General features: G+C 66.7%; 17 protein-coding genes and 1 pseudogene. 6 read left to right on the top strand and 12 right to left on the bottom strand.

The features are described from left to right. On the bottom strand, nucleotides 1-263 hold a 263-nt coding region (locus ACCC94_RS17405; protein WP_413350722.1), incomplete at its 3' end, for a FecR/PupR family sigma factor regulator. Nucleotides 264-1,003: 740 nt separating this feature from the next. Between ACCC94_RS17405 and ACCC94_RS17400 the strand changes: the two genes are divergently transcribed. The 3 genes from ACCC94_RS17400 (at nucleotide 1,004) to fhuF (ending at nucleotide 4,209) form a co-directional block, all read left to right on the top strand. Then, nucleotides 1,004-2,338, top strand: a complete 1,335-nt coding sequence (locus ACCC94_RS17400; RefSeq protein ID WP_413350720.1) for a lysine N(6)-hydroxylase/L-ornithine N(5)-oxygenase family protein — start codon at nucleotides 1,004-1,006, stop codon at nucleotides 2,336-2,338. A 97-nt stretch (nucleotides 2,339-2,435) separates the two neighbouring features. Next, nucleotides 2,436-3,422, top strand: a complete 987-nt coding sequence (locus ACCC94_RS17395) for a GNAT family N-acetyltransferase (RefSeq protein WP_413350718.1) — start codon at nucleotides 2,436-2,438, stop codon at nucleotides 3,420-3,422. Nucleotides 3,423-3,453: 31 nt separating this feature from the next. Continuing rightward, the gene (gene fhuF, locus ACCC94_RS17390; RefSeq protein ID WP_413350716.1) at nucleotides 3,454-4,209 is read left to right on the top strand and encodes a siderophore-iron reductase FhuF; all 756 of its coding nucleotides are present in this window, start codon (nucleotides 3,454-3,456) and stop codon (nucleotides 4,207-4,209) included. A 467-nt stretch (nucleotides 4,210-4,676) separates the two neighbouring features. On the opposite strand, the gene ACCC94_RS17385 is transcribed toward fhuF, so the two are convergent. Continuing rightward, complete coding sequence (locus ACCC94_RS17385; protein WP_413350713.1) at nucleotides 4,677-5,444, bottom strand: ATP-binding cassette domain-containing protein; 768 nt, start codon at nucleotides 5,442-5,444, stop codon at nucleotides 4,677-4,679. Between the two features lie 166 nt (nucleotides 5,445-5,610). Between ACCC94_RS17385 and ACCC94_RS17380 the strand changes: the two genes are divergently transcribed. Then, nucleotides 5,611-7,575: a UvrD-helicase domain-containing protein gene (locus tag ACCC94_RS17380; RefSeq protein WP_413350711.1), complete on the top strand. Its 1,965-nt coding sequence runs from the start codon at nucleotides 5,611-5,613 to the stop codon at nucleotides 7,573-7,575. Between the two features lie 15 nt (nucleotides 7,576-7,590). Here the strand turns inward: ACCC94_RS17380 and ACCC94_RS17375 are convergent, their stop codons facing one another. Both ACCC94_RS17375 and gcvA read right to left on the bottom strand, forming a co-directional pair. Beyond that, nucleotides 7,591-7,932: an FKBP-type peptidyl-prolyl cis-trans isomerase gene (locus ACCC94_RS17375; protein WP_413350709.1), complete on the bottom strand. Its 342-nt coding sequence runs from the start codon at nucleotides 7,930-7,932 to the stop codon at nucleotides 7,591-7,593. A gap of 90 nt (nucleotides 7,933-8,022) precedes the next feature. Continuing rightward, entirely contained in the window at nucleotides 8,023-8,937 is a 915-nt protein-coding gene (gene gcvA, locus ACCC94_RS17370) for a transcriptional regulator GcvA (RefSeq protein WP_413350707.1), read from the bottom strand. Nucleotides 8,938-9,062: 125 nt separating this feature from the next. Between gcvA and ACCC94_RS17365 the strand changes: the two genes are divergently transcribed. Next, the gene (locus tag ACCC94_RS17365; protein ID WP_413350706.1) at nucleotides 9,063-9,878 is read left to right on the top strand and encodes an aminotransferase class IV family protein; all 816 of its coding nucleotides are present in this window, start codon (nucleotides 9,063-9,065) and stop codon (nucleotides 9,876-9,878) included. Nucleotides 9,879-10,021: 143 nt separating this feature from the next. On the opposite strand, the gene ACCC94_RS17360 is transcribed toward ACCC94_RS17365, so the two are convergent. Continuing rightward, the gene (locus ACCC94_RS17360) at nucleotides 10,022-10,798 is read right to left on the bottom strand and encodes an NAD(P)H-dependent oxidoreductase (RefSeq protein WP_413350705.1); all 777 of its coding nucleotides are present in this window, start codon (nucleotides 10,796-10,798) and stop codon (nucleotides 10,022-10,024) included. Nucleotides 10,799-10,885: 87 nt separating this feature from the next. On the opposite strand from ACCC94_RS17360, the gene ACCC94_RS17355 reads away from it, so the two are divergent. Next, on the top strand, nucleotides 10,886-11,779 hold the full coding sequence (locus ACCC94_RS17355) for a LysR family transcriptional regulator (RefSeq protein WP_413350704.1): 894 nt from the start codon (nucleotides 10,886-10,888) through the stop codon (nucleotides 11,777-11,779). 221 nt (nucleotides 11,780-12,000) lie between these two features. On the opposite strand, the gene ACCC94_RS17350 is transcribed toward ACCC94_RS17355, so the two are convergent. The 7 genes and pseudogenes from ACCC94_RS17350 to ACCC94_RS17320 all read right to left on the bottom strand — a co-directional run. Then, nucleotides 12,001-12,894 carry an alpha/beta hydrolase gene (locus ACCC94_RS17350; protein WP_413350703.1) on the bottom strand — a complete coding sequence of 298 codons (894 nt, stop codon included), beginning with the start codon at nucleotides 12,892-12,894 and terminating at the stop codon, nucleotides 12,001-12,003. A gap of 22 nt (nucleotides 12,895-12,916) precedes the next feature. Further along, complete coding sequence (locus tag ACCC94_RS17345) at nucleotides 12,917-15,136, bottom strand: TonB-dependent siderophore receptor (RefSeq protein WP_413350724.1); 2,220 nt, start codon at nucleotides 15,134-15,136, stop codon at nucleotides 12,917-12,919. A gap of 87 nt (nucleotides 15,137-15,223) precedes the next feature. Continuing rightward, complete coding sequence (locus ACCC94_RS17340; RefSeq protein WP_413350702.1) at nucleotides 15,224-16,618, bottom strand: histidine kinase sensor domain-containing protein; 1,395 nt, start codon at nucleotides 16,616-16,618, stop codon at nucleotides 15,224-15,226. Continuing rightward, nucleotides 16,618-17,310: a response regulator transcription factor gene (locus ACCC94_RS17335; RefSeq protein ID WP_413350701.1), complete on the bottom strand. Its 693-nt coding sequence runs from the start codon at nucleotides 17,308-17,310 to the stop codon at nucleotides 16,618-16,620. Before ACCC94_RS17335 ends, ACCC94_RS17340 begins: the two co-directional genes overlap by 1 nt. Before the next feature lie 96 nt (nucleotides 17,311-17,406). After that, nucleotides 17,407-17,856: a methyltransferase family protein gene (locus ACCC94_RS17330; RefSeq protein ID WP_413350700.1), complete on the bottom strand. Its 450-nt coding sequence runs from the start codon at nucleotides 17,854-17,856 to the stop codon at nucleotides 17,407-17,409. A 65-nt stretch (nucleotides 17,857-17,921) separates the two neighbouring features. Continuing rightward, nucleotides 17,922-18,572 carry a glutamine cyclotransferase gene (locus ACCC94_RS17325; RefSeq protein WP_413350698.1) on the bottom strand — a complete coding sequence of 217 codons (651 nt, stop codon included), beginning with the start codon at nucleotides 18,570-18,572 and terminating at the stop codon, nucleotides 17,922-17,924. Between the two features lie 39 nt (nucleotides 18,573-18,611). Beyond that, nucleotides 18,612-19,292: pseudogene (locus ACCC94_RS17320) on the bottom strand (helix-turn-helix domain-containing protein); the annotation flags it as partial.

Here is a 19,292-nt window from a genome sequence, read left to right as displayed (position 1 = left end):
TTGCTGCGGGGGCGGCGGGCGTTCAGGGGCGTCGGTGCTGCTGGTTCTGGTGCGGTCAGCTGTGTCCGCGGCAGCAGCTCCGAGAGTTGCCAGATCTCCAGCATTGCCTGGTATTCCGCCCCGTGCCGCGCATCGAGCGCGAGCCACTGGGCGAACTCGGCGCGCTCGGCATCACTGCACTCTGCGTCGTGCAGACGCGCGCACCAGTGCGCAGCTGCAGCGCTGATGCGGTCATCGTCGAACGGGGCGGGGGAGCTGGTCATCGGGAATCTCGGTAAGGCCGATGGCGGCCGATATCACACTTTCTTCTCGCTTTGATGCGAGTGATTATAAATAAGCCTGACTCGGGCTGTCAGTAGGCGCCTGCCGCCTCGACTGTTTTTCATGGGTTGCCCGGCGGGGTGGACGAAGACTGCCTCGGCGAGTTGGTCGAAACCGGTCGCTGCGCGTTTCTGCTGCCCAAGGTCGAGGTGCAGCCACTTCGAGATCGCGCAGGGCCTGGGCAGCTCCCGTACAGGTGGATGCGCATTGTCAACGTAGTGAGGCATTGTCGCGGGCGGCTCAAAACCTGGGTGGTCAGACACGAGGGCTGCCATTTCATTGTTGCATGGGCGTCGACGCTGGTTCGCGAGCAAGCTCGCTCCTACAGTCCGGCTCAGCCTCGGCGCTCTCTTGTAGGAGCGAGCTTGCTCGCGAACCGCATTCACCTACACAGACGCAGGGCATGCGCCCGGATTTAGTCCCACGCGGCTCGCGCACGAATTCTCCTGTCCTATTCCCCATCCATCATTCTGAAATTTTCATGACTTAGTGAGAATCATTCTAAATTTCGCCACACCTGTCTCGTCTCTCCAGATAACGCGCTATCGACAGCGCAAATCATGGGCGACACGCAGGAGCGAGCGCCGACCGCCCGATGGCGGGGCGCTCCGGGCAGGGCAGTAAGCCGCCGACTCCCGCGCCGTCATGCCCCACGGCCATCGCGATACAGGACATTGGCACCATGACCCAGATGATTACCCCGACCTACGACGTGCTCGGCATCGGTTTCGGCCCCTCCAACCTGGCGCTGGCGATCGCCCTGCAGGAGCAGGCGCGACGCGAGGGTCGTCATTACCACGCGCTGTTCCTCGACAAGCAGGCCGACTACCGCTGGCACGGCAACACCCTGGTGGCGCAGAGCGAGTTGCAGATTTCCTTCCTCAAGGACCTGGTGACCCTGCGCAACCCGACCAGCCCGTACAGCTTCGTCAATTACCTGCACGCCATGGGCCGGCTGATCGACTTCACCAACCTGGGCACCTTCTACCCGTGCCGCATGGAGTACAACGACTACCTGCGCTGGGTCAGCGACCAGTTCGCCGAGCAGCGCGTCTGCGGCGAGACGGTCAGTCGTGTCGAACCGGTGCAGGGGCCGGACGGCATCGAACTGGTGAAGGTCATCTCCAGCGACGCCCGCGGCCACGAGCGCTTCCGCCTGGCGCGCAGCGTGGTGGTGAGCACCGGCGGCACGCCACGCTTCCCCTCGGCCTTCAGCCACCTGCGTGAAGACCCGCGCGTGTTCCACCATGCTCGCTACCTTGAGTGCATCGCCAAGCAGCGCTGCAACCAGAACGAGCCGATGCGCATCGCGGTGATCGGTGGCGGCCAGAGCGCGGCCGAAGCCTTCATCGACCTGAACGACAGCTTCCCTTCGGTGAAGGTCGATATGGTCCTGCGCGCCGCAGTGCTCAAGCCGGCCGACGACAGCCCCTTCGTCAACGAGATCTTCGCCCCGCGCTATACCGACCTGGTGTTCAACGAACCCAAGGCCGAGCGCGAGAAGCTGATCCAGGAGTTCCACAACACCAACTACTCGGTGGTGGACCTGGACCTGATCGAGCGTATCTACGGCATCTTCTATCGGCAGAAAGTGGCCGGCGTGGAGCGCCACGCCTTCCTCTGCCGCCGCAACGTCGAGGCCGCCAAGGCCGACGCCGACGGCATCGAGCTGACCCTGCGCGACAGCGCCACCGGCGCGGTGGAAACCCATCGCTACGACGCGGTGATCCTGGCCACCGGCTACGAGCGCAAGTCGCACCGCGAACTGCTCGCGCCGCTGCAGGACTACCTGGGCGATTTCGAAGTGGGTCGCGACTACCGCGTCCTGGCCGACGAACGCCTGCACGCCGGCATCTACCTGCAGGGCTTCACCCAGGACAGCCACGGCCTGAGCGACACGCTGCTGTCGGTGCTGCCGATGCGCGCGCAGGAAATCGCCGCATCGATGTTCGAGCACCTGCCGCCGCAGGAGACCGCGCACAAGCCGGCGCGTCCGCTGACTGCCGAAAGCGCCTGAGCCGTCGGCCCGGAATCCTTTTCCGGGCCGACTAAATTTCTGCCGACCCTGCTCGTCATACGGGCGGGGTCGCTGCATTCACCAAAGGGAACCCACCATGACGCCCAGTTTCTCCCTGCCGCTGCCCGACGGCCGCCAGCTCTGCGCCGACCACGGCACCCACGGCCTGACCCTGCTGCTGGACAGCCAGCCGCTGCTGAGCGCGCAACGCGAAGGCGAGTGCTGGCAGCTGAGTTCGGCGCCCACCGTGGAGGCGCTGTGGGCGCTGGCCTACTGGACCTTCGCTGGCGATGCGCAGAGCGAGCGCGTGCAGTTCGCCGGCGCCAGCGTCCCGGTCGAAGCGTTCAAGCAGGGCCTGGTGAGCCTCGATGAGGTCGGCGGCCGCCTGCAGATCGAGCGTGCTGCCTTCTGGCAGCTGCCCGCCGCCTGGCACAAGGGCGTGTCCAGCGCCAACTACCCGCAGGTCTACCGGATGAGCAATGGTCGTCGCCATCCGCTGCGCGCGCCCAAGCCGCAGGGCGAGGTGTATCGCCGCTTCGACGCGAAGCTGGGCCAGTGGATTGCCCTGCGCACCCTGGATATCGAACTGGACCTGGAACGCTTCAGCCGCTGGCAGAACAGCCCGCGCGTGCTGGAGTTCTGGCAGGAGGGCGGCACCCTGGAGCAGCACCGCACCTACCTGGAAAAAGCCGCCGCCGACCCGCACACCATCACCCTGATCGGCTGCATCGACGACGAACCCTTCGCCTACTACGAGGCCTACTGGGCCAAGGAAGATCGCATCGCGCCATTCTATGACGTGGGCGACTACGACCGCGGCATCCATATGCTGGTCGGCGAGGAGAGCCATCGCGGGCCGCACAAGGTGGAAAGCTGGATGACCGCCCTGGTGCACTACCTGCTGCTGGACGACCCGCGCACCCAGCGCATCGTCGCCGAGCCGCGCGCCGACAACGCGAAGATGATCGGCCACATGCAGCGTCTGGGCTTCTGGCGCGAGAAGGAATTCAACTTCCCGCACAAGCGCGCCGCGCTGATGGTGCAGAGCCGGGAAACCTTCTTCGAGCGTTGCGGCCTGTGCTGACAGCGGTTCGTTGCGTGCCTGAGGGTTGCCGGTGATCGCAGCCCTGGCGCCCTTGTATTTCGGCGAGTTCGCCAGCTACCGCGAGGTGCTGGTGACCCGCGATGATCCGCGTCCCTCGATCCCGGTACGCGCATTGCTGGAAAGCGACAGGCTCGACAGTGTGCTGCGCCGGTTCGACCCGCTCCACGCCGATGGCGACCGCCGCGCGCTGGCTTCCCAGTGGTCCAAGTGGTACCTGGTGCGGCTCATCCCGCCGGTAGTGGCTGCGGCACTGGTGCTCGGCCGCACGCTGCCGCTGGCATTCGACGAGGTGGAAGTGGTGCTGGATGCCCAAGGCATTCCCGAGGCGTTCAAGTTGCCGGGGGAGGGCGGGGTGTTCTGCGCGCCGCCGGGCGATCCTTTCCAGCGATTCGCTCACCTGCTGGAAGGCCACCTGCAACCCTTCGTCCAGGCCCTCGCCACCGAGGCGCGGCTGTCGCCCAGGGTGCTCTGGAGCAATGCCGGCAACTATTTCGAATGGTTCATCGGCGAGATGGCCAGGCTGCCGCCGCTGGCCCCGATGCTCGGCCCTGGCCGCGAACTGCTGGAAACCGAACGCCGCCCGGACGGCACGCGTAACCCGCTTTACAAGCCGGTCCGGTATGTCGAGGTGACCTGCGAGCAGCGGGCCAGCGGGCTGTGGCGACAGCGGCGGACCTGCTGCATCCGCTATCGCCTGGGCACCATCGGGCATTGCGACAACTGCCCGCTGATCGACGAGCCGCCACCAGAACCCAGTGACCTTTGAAGCCCGCGTCTGCGGACGCTTTGTTCGCGAGCAAGCTCGCTCCTACAGGGGCGACGCCAAAGCGCTTTTCGTAGGAGCGAGCTTGCTCGCGAACCGCATGGCACCGAAGCGCTGGTGTGACTGCCTGCATCGTAGGGCGCATAACGCGCCAGCGTTATCCGCCCAGGTGCCGCGTTGGAAATTCGCTGCTACCGATGGGCCGGGAGTACGCCGCGGGTGATTTGCGGACACGGTCCGCTCCTACGAAAAGCGGCTCCGTCGACTCAGCAAGGCACAAAAGCAGTGGTGTGACCGCCCCACGGCTGCCTCCCATGGAATCATGGCGACGCACGGACGTAGGATGGCGTGGAGCGCAGCGATACCCATCGATAGCGCGCACCCGCAGCAGCATGGGTATCGCAAGCTCCACCCATCCTGCAGATGCGCTCGTCGGGAGGACGGCAGGGGTGGTTCGCCCCCAGGGGCGATCAGCGCAGATAGCTGATCGGCGACCCATCCACCGGGTTGCTCAACACACCCATGGGAATTCCGTAGATGTCTTCCAGCGTGTCTCCGCGCATCAGCTCCGCCGGCGCGCCCTGGGCCAGCAGGCGGCCGCCGTGCAGGGCGATCAGGTGATCGCAATAGCGCGCCGCCATGTTGATGTCGTGCAGCACCACCAGCACGCCCAGGCCCAGCTCGCGGCTGAGCTCGTGCACGCGGGAGAGCACTTCCACCTGGTGGGCGATGTCCAGCGCCGAAGTCGGCTCGTCCAGCAGCAGGTAGCGGCTGTTCTGCGCCAGCAGCATGGCCAGCCAGACACGCTGGCGTTCGCCGCCGGAGAGCAGGTCCACCGGGCGTTCGGCGAAGGCGAGGGTGTCGGTGAGGTCCAGCGCGCGGTCGATCTGCTTGCGATCCTCGCCGCTGAAGCGGCCCAACGCGCCATGCCACGGATAGCGGCCGAAGGCGACCAGCTCGCGCACGGTCAGGCCGTCGGTCTGCGGCAGTTGCTGCGGCAGGTACGCCACCCGGCGCGCAAAGTCGCGGTTACCCCAGTCCTGCAGCGGCTTGCCGTCCAGGCGGATGCTGCCGCCGCTGGCCTGCTGCTGGCGTGCCAGGAGCTTGAGCAGAGTCGACTTGCCCGAACCGTTGTGGCCGATCAGGCCAATCATCCTGCCGTCGGCCAGCTGCAGACTCAGCGGTTGCAGAAGGGTGCGACCGGGGACGCTGAAACTGACATTTTCCAGTTCGAACATGGGGTCATCCGTAGGGGCGGCGTGGCCGGGAGATGCGGGAGACCGACTCTAATCCAATTGCTAATGGTTATCAATTTTCCAGGGGCTTGCGGAACCGCCGGGTGGATTGCCTGTCACTGTCGCAAACCGCTTATGATTCAACGTCGTACATGATCTGGTAGGGTCCATGGAGTCTGCTGTCGAACGCTACAAGCGGCTGGTCGCCGAAGCCCTTGCGCGTTATTTCCCCCGTACCACCGAATACCTGCGCGCCGAGCGCGAAGCGGCGCAGCCCAAGCCTGGCGCACGCGGCAAGGCGAAGGGCAAGGCTAGGGCGCCGGCCAAACGTACTGCCAGGGCCAAAAAGGACGGCGACGCGCCTGCGCCCAAACGCCCGCGCACACCGGCCGTTGCCGGCATCTACGGCACTGCCAGCGCGCCGGATGAGCAGCACGCCCTCGACATGCGCCAGCGCGTGGCCCAGGCGGCGGCGCACGGGATAGTCAGCCTGCCGTCGGACGAGCAGTGGGCGATGATCCTCGCGCCCGAGCCGCTGACCCGCATCTTCGCCGGTGCCGGCTCCGGCAAATCCACCACGCTGGTATTGCGCGTGGTCTACATGCTCTGCCACCTGAGTATCGACGCCGAGAAGGTGACGGTAATTTCCTTCACCAACGCTTCCTGCGCACAACTGCGCGAGCAATTGGTGAAGGTGCTGGGCTACTGGGGCCATCCATTCGATGCGGCGCAGGCGCGGCAGTGCGTGCGCACCTTCCACTCGGCCATGGGCACGCTGGCAAAGGTCGCGCTGAAGAACCCGCGCTGGTTCGAGCAATTGGATGAGCGCACCCCAGCCGATGAGTTGGACAACCCCTTGCTCGCGGGCCGCCTGCGCCCGGCGCAGCAGCGGCTGCTCAAGCAGGTCTACCAGCAGTGCTACGCCGAGCAGCCGCCGTTCCGCGTGCTGGTGCACCAGTTGCTGGAGTTGCCGCCACCGCCGGAAGCCGGCGAAGACGGCAAGCTGCCGCGCATCGGCAAGGCGCCGCTGGATGCCTTCAAGCTCGCCGGCGAGTTCACCGCGCTGCCGCTGTTCGAAGCCTTCTACGCGCAATCCGGTTTCATCGAGAGCATCGGTCTGCGCATCGACCAGCTTCAGCCGAACAAGCTCGCCTGCCCACCGCGTGAGCGCCAGTTCATCCAGGCGTTGCAGCTGTTCTGGGCGGCCTTCGATGCGGCCTTGCAGGAGCAGGGCCTGCTGACCTTCAACCTGGCCTTCCAGCGCCTGACCGACCAGCTCGGCGACGGCAAGTTGCCTGCCGCGGCCCTGGCGCCGTTCCAGCACCTGCTGATCGACGAGTTCCAGGACGTCTCGCCGCAAATCGTGCTGTGGCTGCAGGCACTGCACCGCGACCTTGCCAAGCGCGGCGAGGCGGTCAGCCTGATGGCCATCGGCGACGACTGGCAATCCATTTACGCCTGGCGCGGCAGCTCGCCCGAACTGTTCATGGACTTCGACCGACATTTCCCCAGCAAGGGCCGGCGCAGGAGTCGGGTGCTGCTGTTGGAAACCAACTATCGCAGCATCGACCCGGTGATCCGCGACGGCGAGCGGGTGCTGGTGGGCGTGGCCAACAAGCAGGCCAAGACCTGCCGCGCGTTCAAGTCGACCGAGGCGGGCGATCACGGTGTGAAGCTGGTGCAGCGCTTCGATGCGCGCAACAGCCTGCCGCTCCTGCTGGAGGAAATCCGCAAGCAGTGCGAGCACGTTGCCGCGCGCGGCTCGCGAGAAAAGACCGCCGTGTTGCTGCTCAGCCGGCGCAACGAAACCCTGCAGGCGATCCTCGGTGAGCTGGACCGCAAGCTGCCGGTAAAGGGCATGACCATCCACCGCGCCAAGGGCCTGCAGGCGGAAGTGGCAATCATCGTCGACGACTGCGCGCCGCCGGAGAAACACCCGCTGCGCAGCGCGCTGTACGCGGCTTGCGGCTTCTTCGCCAGCAGCTACGACCAGGCCCAGCAGGACGAACAACTGCGCCTGGCCTACGTGGCGATCACCCGTGGCGTGAGCCGGGTGTTCTGGTTCACCCGCAAGGCCCAGGGGCCGACTGCGATCCTGGCGCTGCGGCGCAACGTGGAAGCCGCGCCGGCCTGAGCCTTCAGGCGAACATCAATCGTCGCGGGTGAGGACTTCCAGCAGTTCGATCTCGAACAGCAGGTTGGAGTTGGGCTGGATGTGCGCGCCGACCTGGCGCTCGCCGTAGGCCAGGTGCGCGGGCACGAAGAGCCTGCGCTTGCCGCCGACCTGCATGCCCATCAGGCCGATATCCCAGCCCTTGATCACCCGGCCGGTGCCGATCACGCACTGGAACGGACGGCCCTTGTCGTACGACGAATCGAAGACGGTGCCGTCTTCCAGGGTGCCCTTGTACTGGGTGGTGATGAGGGCGCCCTTGACCACGGCCTTGCCGTCGCCGACGACGATATCTTCGATCTGCAGTTCGCTGCTCATGGGATTCTCCGGTGATACAGGTGCGGCAGGGGCGCCGCGAGGGCGTGGGTTTTCGCAGGAAAGCCGGGCCTTTGCAAGCTGCCGCGGCGTTCAGCCCAGGGCCATTTCGCCGAGAATCCATTCGCGGAACGCCTTGACGCGCGGATCGTCGGCGCTGGTTTGCGGGTAGACCAGGTTGTAGGCGTAATCCTCGGCAACCCGCACGCCCAGCTCGAAAGGCTGCACCAGCAGGCCCTGCTCCAGTTCGCGGGCGACCATGGCATGGTCGGCCAGCCCGACCGCGCCGCCTTCGAGCACTGCCTGCACCACATGGCTGGTGTCCTCGAAGGTAACGCAGCCGCTGGCGTCGAAGTCCTCCACGCCGGCTGCCGCCATCCAGCGCGACCAGTCCGGCCAGGGCGCGCCTTCGGTTTCGCAGACCACATGACACAGGGTATGGGCCTGCAGGTCGCGCGGCTCGCGCAGCGGCGGGCCGTCTTCCAGCAGGCTGGGGCAGCACACCGGAATTATCTGGGTGTCGAACAGGCGCTCGGCCAGGAGGCCCGGATAGCGCCCGCTGCCAAAGCGGATGGCGAGGTCGATGTCGTCGACGGCGAAGTCGCGCAGTTCGTCGCTGACGTCGAAGCTGAGCTTCAGTCCCGGATGCAGCGCGCGGAACTGCGGCAGGCGTGGCAACAGCCAATGGGTGGCGAAGCGTGCGGTGAGCGAGACCCGCAGCTGTTCCGAGGTCCGCGCCAACCGCCGCGCCCGCACGGTGGCGCGGTGCAGCAGGCCGAGGGATTCCGCTGCCGCCTCCAGCAGCAGCGCGCCCGCCGGAGTCAGCTGGATGCTGCGGCTGGTGCGCACGAACAGTCCGAGGCCGAGCTGGTCTTCCAGCTCCTTGATCTGGTGGCTGACCGCCGCCGGCGTGAGGCCGACTTCTTCCGCGGCGCGGGTGAAATTCAGGTGGCGGCCGGCGGCCTCGAAGGTGCGCAGCGAGCGGATGCCGGGAAAGGAACGGCTCATCGATCTTCAAATCCTGCTTGATGATCCATCGAGAAATACTCGTTTCTCCTGGATTCGTCAAAGGCCGATAGTTGGTTCACCTTGAAGATCACCTTGAAGCAAGCCGAGCAGAGGAAGCCACTGCCATGTCCGTCGCCATCCACCCCTATATCACCCAACGCAACGCCCAGCCCGCCAGTGCCGACGACCTCGCTCCCCTGGCCTTCGCCGGCTATGCGCACTTCACCGCCATGCAGGTGCGCGACGGCGGCATCCGTGGCCTGGACCTGCACCTGGAGCGCCTGCGCAATGCCTCGCAGCGGCTGTTCGGGCAGAGCCACGCCGACGAGGAAATCCGCGCCGCCTTGCGTGCCGCGCTGGAGCAGGCGCCGGCGGGTACTTCGCTGATGGCGACGGTGTACTCGCCTGCCGGGGAATTCACCGTCGCCGGCCCCGAGCACCGGCCCGAGTTGCTGGTGCGCACCGCGCCGCCGTCGGATGGGCCGCAGGGCCCACTGTCGCTGGCCATTGCCGGGCACGAACGGGTGCTGCCGGAGATCAAGCACGTCGGCGAGATCGCCAAGACCTGGTACCTGCGCGAAGCGGTGGCCGCCGGTTTCGACGATGCGGTATTCACCGACCACCGGGGCCGCTTCAGCGAGGCGACCATCTGGAACCTTGCCTTCTGGGACGGCGAATCGGTGATCTGGCCGCGGGCGAAGATGCTCACCGGCACCACCATGGGCATTCTCCAGCGCCAACTGGAAAGGCTCGGCGCGCGCCAGTCATCGCTGAGCATCGATCAGCAGGACCTGCCGCGCCTGGCCGGCGCCGTGGTGATGAATTCCTGGACGCCGGCGGTGCCGGTGAGCCGCATCGGCGACGTGGATATCCCGCCTGCGCCGGAGTTCGTCGAGTTGCTGCGCCGTGCCTTCGAGGCGGAGCCGCGGGTGCGGCCCTGAGGAAGGTCTGACATTGGGCCGTTCGCGAGCAAGCTCGCTCCTACAGGTTTGCCCGGACCTCCGGTGCTCTTCGTAGGAGCGAGCAGGTTTGCCCGGACTTCCCGGAGCTCTTCGTAGGAGCGAGCTTGCTCGCGAACGGCGGCTCACTGCAGATGCGCGGAAAACCCACGGACATCCGGCTCGATTTCCTCCCGCAGGGTCAGCGCGGGGATGTCGTAGTCGCCGCCGTTCTGCCGACGGAAGGGAATGGGCGCGGTGGTCTGCAGGTTGTCCAGGCGCTCACCCAGTTCCCGCTCGATCTGCGCGTAGCGCTGTGCATCGACGCGGCTGGTGCGGTAGACCAGGTACGGCGGCAGCACGTCGAAGCCGGGGTAGTACAGCACGCCATGGTGGATCGGAAACAGCAGGTCATCGATCGGCCCGTTGATTCCCCGCGCGCTGTAATGCGACTCCCAACCACCGGTGGTGACCACCAGCATGGCGCGCTTGCCGGCCAGGTTGCCTTCGCCGTAGCGGTCGCCCCAGCGGGCATCGGAATGCTCGCCGACGCCATAGGCGAAGCCGTAGGCGTAGACCCGTTCGACCCAGCCCTTGAGGATCGCCGGCATGCTGAACCACCACAGCGGGAACTGCAGGATCAGCGTATCGGCCCAGCGCAGCTTTTCCTGCTCGGCGGCGATGTCGCTGCTTTGCCGGCCGGCGGCGTAGGCGCGCTTGGAGTCCAGTGACGGATCGAAACGCGCCTCGGGGTCACGGTCCAGGCTGTCTGACGCATCCAGCGTGGCTTTCCAGTTCATCGCGTAGAGGTCGGAAACCTGAACCTCATGGCCGGCGGCCTGCAGGCGGCGCACGGCGAAATCCTTCAGCGAACCATTGAGCGAGCGCGGCTCGGGGTGGGCGTAGACGATCAGTACTTTCATGGCGGCTCTCCGTCGAGGGGGAATGTGCGCAGAGTGCGGTCGCCGCCGGTATAGTGGAAATGAATATCCGGTATTCCAGGTATATGAATGAATAATCTTCGCAGGCTCGACCTCAACCTGCTGGTAACCCTGGACGTTCTGCTTTCCGAGCACAACGTGACCCGCGCGGCCCAGCGGCTGAACTTCTCGCAGCCCTCGGTGAGCGTGCACCTGGCGAAGCTGCGCGACATCTTCGACGACCCGCTGCTGCTGCCCGGGCCGCGTGGCATGCGCCCGACGGCGCGGGCGGAATCGCTGCGTGAACCGTTGCGCATCGCCCTGGAAGCGCTGGAGCAGGCGGTGGCGCCGTCAGCGCCTTTCGACCCCGCGCAAGCGGACAACACCTGGCGCATCGCTGCCACCGACTACGGCGAATCCACCATCCTGCTGCCCGCTCTGGGCGCCATTCGCGGCAGCGCGCCGGGCACGCGTCTGGCCTTGCTGGAGTTGTCGCCGCCGCGTATCGCCCGGCAGGCGGAGCAGGGCGAGATCGATCTGGCCTTCCACACGACCGAAGGCAGCCCGCCGGGCATGCGCCGCCGAACGCTGTTCAGCGAGCGCTATGTGCTGGCCGGCCGGGCCGGGCACCCACGGCTCAGGCGCAAGCCGAGCCTGGCGCAGTTCTGCCAGTTGGAGCATGTGATGGTGTCGCCCGATGGCGGCGGCTTCAGCGGCGTCACCGACGAGGCGCTGGCGACGGTCGGCCTGAGCCGGCGGGTGGCGCTGTCGGTGCCGCATTTTCTCTTCGTCATCTCGGCGCTGGCCGGCAGCGACCTGGTGGCCATGGTGCCGGCGCGGCTGGTGCGGGATAACCCGGCGCTGCGCGTGGTGGAGGCGCCGGTGGAGGTGCCGGGATACGAGATGTCGATGCTCTGGGACGAGCGCTCGCACCGCGATCCGGCGCATCGCTGGTTGCGCGAGCAGATCGTCGCATCGGTGTGACTTGAGCGGCTCTTCGTAGGACGGTGGGGACGCCTGGTCTTGCTCGCGAACGGGCTTGCCGGCAAGTTCACTGCTGGGCGGGTTCGCGAGCAAGCTCGCTCCTACAGGTGAGGGCCGAGTACGTAGGATGGGTGGAGCGGAGCGATACCCATGCTGCCTCGTCGCTGGGAATGATGGGTATCGCTTCGCTCCACACCATCCTACAAGTGCGTCCTGGCGTATCAGTCCACGAAGCGCAGCCGCAACAGGTACTTCAGCGAAGCGTCCAGCGTTTGCCCATGGCTCAGGCCGTCGAACGCATGGAACCGGGCCTGCATGCCAGGCGCTTTGGCCAGGTCCTCCACCAGTTGCTGGGCGGCGCGGGGCGCGCTGGGGGTAATGCCTTCCCGCGGCCTGTAGGGCTCATTGCCGCCGCGCATCAGCAGCAGTTGCGCGGAGTGCCCGTTCAGGCGCGCGGCGAAGCCGTCCTGCTCCCTGAGGATGGCGCTGTCGCCCCACCAAAGCGAAGGGCTCGCCGGGGCGTAGAAACTGAACTGCTGCGGTCGGGTGAGCAGCGCGTGGAGCGTCAGCAGGCCGCCGTAGGAATGGCCCCAGAGCGTCTGTTGGGCGCGGTCGATGGGCGCCTGTGCCGCCACCGCCGGCAGCATCCGGTCGCGCATCAGGTCGAGGAAGGCGTCGGCGCCGCCGCTGGGATCGCCGGTGAGCGGGTCCTTCTGCTCGGACAGCTTCGGGCGGAGCGGGGTGTAGTCGCGGGTGCGCCCGCTACGGTCGATGCGCAGCGGCGTCTGGTAGCCGACGGCGACCAGCAGCGGGGCCTTGCCGCCGTTCAGTTCGCTCAGCAGCTTCTCGTCCAGCGCGCCGATGGCGGCGTTCCCGTCGAGCATCCACACCACCGGGTAGCCGGTGGCAGGGGCGGGATGGTTCGGGCGGGCGATCCACAGCTGGTAGTGACGCTGGCCGTCGGCGGAGTCCAGTTTCAGCTCGCTGAATCGGTAGGCCAGGTCGCTGCGTTGCAGCAGGTGGGTGTCCATTTTCTGGTCGGGGGCAGGCGCGGCGTGCGGTGCCAGCCCTGGCACGGCGATAGCCAGTGCCAGGGCCAGGAGGCGAATTCTCATCAGGCTTTTCTCGTTCTGCGAATCAGAAGGACGCGGTGAGGCTGGTGTACAGCGTGCGACCCGGTTCGTTGTAGGTGGCGGCGCCGGCGCCCTCGATGCCATTCACGCCCTGGGCGTTGCCCTCGCGGAACAGGCGCTTGTCGAAGACGTTGTCCACGCCGGCGGTGAAGCTCAGGTTTTTGCTGAACACGTAGGTGCCGCTCAGGCCGGCGATGGCGTAGGGCGAGAGCTGGTTGTTGGCGCTGCCGGTGACGCGGTCGCCGTGGTAGTCGTACTTCTTCGGCTTCTGCTTGCCGTACCAGGCGACGCTGGCCTGCAGCGACAGCGCGTCGGTGGCCTGCCAGTCGAGCATGGAGTTCAGGGTGTACTTGGGCGTGACCGAGAGCACGTCGCCGGTTTCCTTGTTCTTCGATTGCAGCATGTAGGTGAAGTTGTTGCTCCACTTCAGCTGTTCCATCAGCGGGATGGTCAGGGTGCCTTCCAGGCCCTCGACCAGCGCCTTGGGCACGTTCTCCCACTGGTAGATCGCCGCGTTGGCGTAGCTGCCGGTGCCGCCAGTGGCCTGATCGATGGGCGACAGGCCCGACTCGATCTTGTTCTTGTAGTCGTTGCGGAAGTAGGTCAGGCCGGCGATCAGGCCATCCTTCTGGAACTCGATGCCCAGTTCCTTGTTGACGCTGGTTTCCGCCTTGAGGTCCTCGTTGCCCTGAAGGTAGCAGCTGGTGCTCTGCCCGTAGCAGCCCTGGCCGCGGCTGTAGAGCAGGTAGTCGGGGTTGAGCTGGTACAGGTTCGGCGCCTTGTAGGCGCGGGCGATGCCGGCCTTCAGGGTCACGCTGTCGGTCAGCGCGTGGGACAGGTTCAGCGACGGGCTGAAGTTGTCGCCGACAATGCTGTGGTGGTCCCAGCGCAGGCCCGGGGTGAGCATGGTGCCGGGGAGCAGCTCGATGTTGTCCTCGGCGAACAACGAGAAGATCTGCGCCTGCGAGCTGGTGTCGCGGTCGGTGCTGGTCAGCCCCGGCACCGAGCCGCCTTCGCTGGTGGTCTGGGTGTTGGCGCTGGGGTCGTCGAGCTTCTGCTGCACCCACTCGCTGCCCAGGGTCAGGGTCTGGTCGCGCCAGGCGTGCAGCGGCAGGTTAACTTCGCCGTGGGCGGTGAGGTCGCGCAGGGTGGCGGTGTAGAAATCGGTGTTGCTGAAGATGCCCTCGGTGCCGCCGGCCAGACCTTCGTTGATGCGGCTGTTGCGGGTCTTCTCGTACTGCAGGTAGGCCATGGAACTGCCGAAGTCCCACTCGCCGCGGTGGGTGATCGCGTAGTTCTCGCGGTACAGGCGGTTGGTCTCGTGACCGAGCATGGACTTCACGTTGGCGTTGCTGTTGGTGTTCTGCGTATCGCCGGTGTAGATGTTGCCCTGGCGGCTGAAGCCGGCCTCGAAGTCCAGCGTCTGCTCCGGCGTCAGGTGCCAGCTGAGCAGGCCGTTGACGTCCTTGTTGCGCACGCCTTCGCGGCCGGCGGGGAGGGTGCCGGCCTGGTTGCCGGTGCGGTTGGATTCGTGGCCGGCGTTGATGTCCCAGTCGTCCGAGTCGGTCTTGGCGACGTTGCCGTACACGCGGTAGCTCAGGTTGTCGGTCAGTGGGCCGTTGAGGCCGAAGGTCATGCGCTGGGTGGCGCCTTCGTCGCTGTGCTGCGGGAAGTTGCTGTAGACGGTGACGTCGCCGTGGGTTTCCTTGCCCGCCTGCTTGGTGATGATGTTCACCACCCCGCCTGCCGCGCCGTTGCCATAGCGCGCCGCCGCCGGGCCGCGCAGGACCTCGATGCGCTCCACTTGGTCGGCCGGCACCCAGTTGGTGTCGCCGCGCGAATCACGCTCGCCGCGCCAGCCGTAGCGCACTGCGTTGCGGCTGGACACCGGCTTGCCGTCCACCAGGATCAGGGTGTTTTCCGGGCCCATGCCGCGGATGTCGATCTGGCGGTTGTTGCCGCGCTGGCCGCTGGTGGAGTTGCCGGTCAGGTTGACGCCCGGCATGGTGCGGATGATCTGCGACAGGTCGCTGGCCGGCGGGCGCTTCCTGATGTCCTCGGCGGTGATGATCGACACGCCCGGCATCTGCTTGGCTTCCTCGGCCGCCGTGGCGACTATGGTCTCGCTGTCGAATTCGACGACATCGGCATCGGTGCCGGCGGCCTGTACGGCGAAGGACAGCAGGCTGCTGGAAAGCAGCAGGAAGGGCGGAAGGAACTGCATCGGACGGGACGACATCGGTGATCTCCGGCAACTGAAAGATCGCCAAATGATAATTAATGCTATTTGCCAGTAAAGCGCATTAACTTTCTAAACACTTGCGGCGCTTTGTTGGCCAGGTTTGCTCGTCGGCGAGAGCGCGGCCGGCAACAGCAGGTGCAGGCAAAGCCCCGACTTGCCATCGGCCGTGCCGTTTTCGGCCCAGAGCCGCCCGTCCGCCAGCTCGACACCGCGCCGGGCAATGGCCAGACCGAGGCCGAATCCGCTGGATTCGGACGGTTGCAAGCGCTGGTAAGGCTGGAAGATGCGTTCGAGGTCTGCTTCGGCCACACCGGGGCCGTCGTCGCTGATGCACAGGTGCCAGAACGCGCCCTCGCGCCAGCCGTCCAGGCGCACGCTGCCGCCGCGCGGGGAGTGGCGGATGCCGTTGCGCAGCAGGTTCTCGATGGCCTGGGCGAAGCTGTCCAGGTGCACCTGCACCACACACTCGGTACCCAGCGAGCAGGGAAGCCGCTCAGGCTCCCAGCCGCTTTCGAAGCAGGCGTCCTCGCGCAGCGCTTCCCAGACCGACAGCACCAGCACCGGCTCGCGCTCCAGCTGCGGGCGTTCGGTGTCCATCCAGGCGAGATCGAGGGTGTCTTCCAGCAGGCGCTGCATGTCCTGGATCTCGCGGTCCAGACGCTGCCTGAGCTGGTCGCCCGGCAGGTCACTGTCATGGGCAATACGCAGGCGCGCCAACGGGGTACGCAACTCGTGGGACAGCGTGCGCAACAGCAGCCGCTGCTGCGCCAGGCTGTGCCGCAGGCGGTCGGCCATGTGGTCGAAGGCCAGCGCCAGTTCGCCCAGTTCGTCGCGGCGGTGGGCCAGAGGCGTGCCGGGGCCTTCGCTGTCCAGGTCGTCTGCGCGCAGGGCGTCGGCACGGGCGCGCAGGCGATTGAGCGGCAGCACCAGATGGCGATAGATCAGCAGTCCGAGGAGGGCGGCCAGCAGCGTGGGTACCACGCCGTGGCTGAACAGGTGCGTCCAGGGCGTCAGGCCGCCGGGCAGCAGGCGCTCGGGCAACTGCATGACCAGCCGGCCGCGCTCGGGATGCCGGGGAAACTCGATGCTGACGTAGGGCAGTTCGTCCTGCAGGCGCCGGCTCATCGGCCAGTCGAGCTTGCGCATGAAGGTCAGGTGGCTGGATTCCTCCGCCGTCAGCGGCGTGCTGCCCAGGCTCTGCAGGTGTTCGCCGATCACCGCGACCCAGGTGTCCTCGGCGGCGGATACTTGCTGGCGAAAGCGCTCCACACCCTCTGCGCCCTGGTGCTCCCAGGCCCTTTCGGCCTGTTCGGCGTAGCGTGCGAGATAATCGCGGTCCTCGCTGCCGAGGAAATAGGTGCTGCGCTCCAGGGACAGGCCCCAGGTCCAGATCAGCCAGGTCAGCAGCAGGCAGAATCCGACCTGCAGGGCGGCGATCTTCCACAGCAGCGGGTGACGGCGCATCAGTGGCGTTCCGCATCCACCAGGATGTAGCCCTGGCCGCGCACGGCCTGGATCTGCACCTGCTGCGCGCCGATGGCGGCCAGCTTGCGGCGCAGGTTGCAGACGTGCACATCGAGCCCGCGATCCAGCCGTGTATAGGCGCGGTGCAGCACGCTCTGGTAGAGGAAGCTCTTGCTCAGCGCTTCGCCAGCATGGGCGTTCAGCGTCGCCAGCAGGCGGTACTCGGAATGCGTAAGCCCGGCGTGTTCGCCGTTGCGGGAAACATCCTGCAGCTCGTCGTCGAACTGCAGCGAGCCCTGCGTGCGCGGCATTTCGCGGGCTCGATCCAGGCTGGCCCGGCGTAGCAGCGCATCGATGCGCGCGTCCAGCTCCGCCAGGCTGAAGGGCTTGGGCAGGTAGTCGTCGGCGCCGCGGGTGAAACCGGTGATGCGGTCCTGCTCCGCGCCCAGGGCGGACATCAGCATGACCGGCGTGGTGCGCGCGCTGCGCAGCGTATCCAGCAGGGATAGGCCGTCGACGCCGGGCAGCATGATGTCCAGCAGGATCAGGTCGAAGTCGTTCTGGTGGACGGCCACCAGCCCCTGGTCACCGTTGGCGCAGGTGGTGACGGCGAAACCGCGCTGACAGAAATGACGTTCGAGGTCCAGGCGAAGACGCGAATCGTCTTCCACCAGCAGGAGCGAAGGGGACACGGCAGGCCTTGATGCGAATATTTACCATTTGCAAATATCCCATCCTTTTCTGTCAGAAGGCAATGGCGATTTGCCGGGCGCCTGTCTGAAACGGCGTCAGACCCAGCGCCGCACCCGAGTGCAGAAAGCATCGAACTCCGCGCCGAACAGCTCGCGCAGGGCGCGTTCTTCCGGGCGGATCTGGAAGCGCCCGATGTACAGCACGAAGGCCGCGACGCCAAGCACGGTCAGGGCCGAGCCGAGGAACACGCACCAGCCCAGCAGGACGATGGCGAAGCCCAGGTACATGGGGTTGCGTGTGTGCCGGTAGATGCCGGACACCACCAGAGCGGAGGCGGACTCCGGCTTCAGCGGGTTGACCGTGGTGCGCGCGCGGCGAAACGACGCTACGCCCGCCAGGCACACCGCGACCCCGCACAGCGCCACCAGCAGCGCCAGCCACAGCCGATTGCCCAACGGCGCTATCGGGCGTACCGCCAGCCACATCAGAACGCCGGTGATGAACGCCACCAGGGGCGGGGGAATACGGTGTTCCAGCCAGTCCATGCTCGCTCTCCGGGCCAGTGCGGCCATCTCCAGTGAGGTGCCAACACTAGCCCAGATCGCGGCGTTCAGCGCGGCCGGCGTACCGCGCGGACCTTGCCGCTGTTGCCGCCGCCACAGTAGAAACGCTCGCCGCCGTCGGCCTCCAGGCCAGAGACATGCACGCCGTCGGGCAGGTCCAGTTGCTCCAGAACCGCGCCGGACTGCGGGTCGATACGGCGTAGCTCGCTGTAGGTCGCTTCCGGCTCCCAGGTCGCATGCCAGAGTTGGCCTTCAACCCAGGTCACGCCGGTGACGAAACGATTTGAATCAATCGTGCGCAGGACTTCACCCGTTTCGGGGTCGATCTGATGAATCTTCCGTGCGCGGTACTCGCCGACCCAGAGCGAGCCTTCTGCCCAGGCCATGCCGGAATCGCCGCCATTGCCCGGTGCCGGGATGGTCGCGAGCACCTTGCCGCTGGCCGGGTCGATCTTCTGGATGATGCTCTCGCCGATCTGGTACAGGTGCGTGCCATCGAAGGCGGTGCCGGCGTGGGCCGGAACCTGGATCGACGCGCCCAGCTGGCCGCTCTGCGGGTCGAGGCTGCTCAGCTTGTCGCCGGTGGCGATCCAGACTTGCCGGCCGTCGAAGGTCACTCCTGCGACGGATTCGACGCCCGGGAAGGGGCCGTACTCCTGCAGTACCTGCGCGGGGGATTGCTTGAAATGAGTGGTCATTCTGTAGCCCTGCCAGTTGTGGGGGAGCCTTCAGCCTATTCAGACGCCGAAGGGCGCTGGGAGTAACAAGGTCGTCGCGAATCCCGGCGCCGGCGGCAGCATCCAGCGCCGCGCCCGTGCCTGGCCGAAGGCCTGCACCCGGCCAGCTTCGGCCAGCGCTTCGAGGGCGCGCTGCACGCTTCGTTGACTGGTATCCAGTGCCAGCGCCAGGGCCGAGCTGGACCAGGCCTGGCCGTCGCTGAGCAGGGCCAGCACTTCAGCGTTGGCGTCTTCTTGCGGCGGCGCAAGGACCACGGGATTGGCGGCGTTCAAAGCGTAACCGCGCGGCGTCGACTCGATACCCGCCAGTGGCTCCAGCAACTGCCGCAAGCGGCCGATTTCCACCCGCAGACGTGCCCGGTGGGTCTCGTCGGGGCGGCGAGTGCGGAATACCCGGCCGATCAGTGCGCTGCGCGCCACGTCTTCCGGCCAGGCTTCGGCCAGCGCTCGGGCCAGGGCGAACAGCACCGGGCGGCTGCCCAGCGACAGCCCACCGATACAGTTGCGGCAGGCGTCCACGACCAGGGCATCGGAGCGCAGCAGGCTTTCGACTTCCTCCAGCGACAGCAGTCGCGAGATCTGTCGCTCGATCTGCCGTGCGGCCGGTGCTTCGAGAATACGCGCCGCCCGGTCGACCTCCGCGCGCAGGGCGGGAATGCCGGAGGCTGCCGCCGCCTGCGC

This window comes from Pseudomonas sp. Pseusp97 (assembly GCF_047304025.1).
In the GTDB taxonomy this organism is placed as follows: domain Bacteria; phylum Pseudomonadota; class Gammaproteobacteria; order Pseudomonadales; family Pseudomonadaceae; genus Pseudomonas.
Note: the sequence above shows the minus strand (reverse complement) of the source record. Positions and strands in the feature narration are given on the sequence as shown.

Coding starts and splice junctions, on each gene's coding strand:
- ACCC94_RS17385 (WP_413350713.1), bottom strand. CDS start 5,444: ATGTTCGAACTGGAAAATGTCAGTTTCAGCGTCCCCGGTCGCACCCTT.
- ACCC94_RS17395 (WP_413350718.1), top strand. CDS start 2,436: ATGACGCCCAGTTTCTCCCTGCCGCTGCCCGACGGCCGCCAGCTCTGC.
- ACCC94_RS17380 (WP_413350711.1), top strand. CDS start 5,611: ATGGAGTCTGCTGTCGAACGCTACAAGCGGCTGGTCGCCGAAGCCCTT.
- ACCC94_RS17400 (WP_413350720.1), top strand. CDS start 1,004: ATGACCCAGATGATTACCCCGACCTACGACGTGCTCGGCATCGGTTTC.
- ACCC94_RS17330 (WP_413350700.1), bottom strand. CDS start 17,856: ATGGACTGGCTGGAACACCGTATTCCCCCGCCCCTGGTGGCGTTCATC.
- ACCC94_RS17350 (WP_413350703.1), bottom strand. CDS start 12,894: ATGAGAATTCGCCTCCTGGCCCTGGCACTGGCTATCGCCGTGCCAGGG.
- ACCC94_RS17340 (WP_413350702.1), bottom strand. CDS start 16,618: ATGCGCCGTCACCCGCTGCTGTGGAAGATCGCCGCCCTGCAGGTCGGA.
- ACCC94_RS17345 (WP_413350724.1), bottom strand. CDS start 15,136: ATGCAGTTCCTTCCGCCCTTCCTGCTGCTTTCCAGCAGCCTGCTGTCC.
- ACCC94_RS17325 (WP_413350698.1), bottom strand. CDS start 18,572: ATGACCACTCATTTCAAGCAATCCCCCGCGCAGGTACTGCAGGAGTAC.
- ACCC94_RS17360 (WP_413350705.1), bottom strand. CDS start 10,798: ATGAAAGTACTGATCGTCTACGCCCACCCCGAGCCGCGCTCGCTCAAT.
- ACCC94_RS17355 (WP_413350704.1), top strand. CDS start 10,886: ATGAATAATCTTCGCAGGCTCGACCTCAACCTGCTGGTAACCCTGGAC.
- gcvA (WP_413350707.1), bottom strand. CDS start 8,937: ATGAGCCGTTCCTTTCCCGGCATCCGCTCGCTGCGCACCTTCGAGGCC.
- ACCC94_RS17375 (WP_413350709.1), bottom strand. CDS start 7,932: ATGAGCAGCGAACTGCAGATCGAAGATATCGTCGTCGGCGACGGCAAG.
- ACCC94_RS17365 (WP_413350706.1), top strand. CDS start 9,063: ATGTCCGTCGCCATCCACCCCTATATCACCCAACGCAACGCCCAGCCC.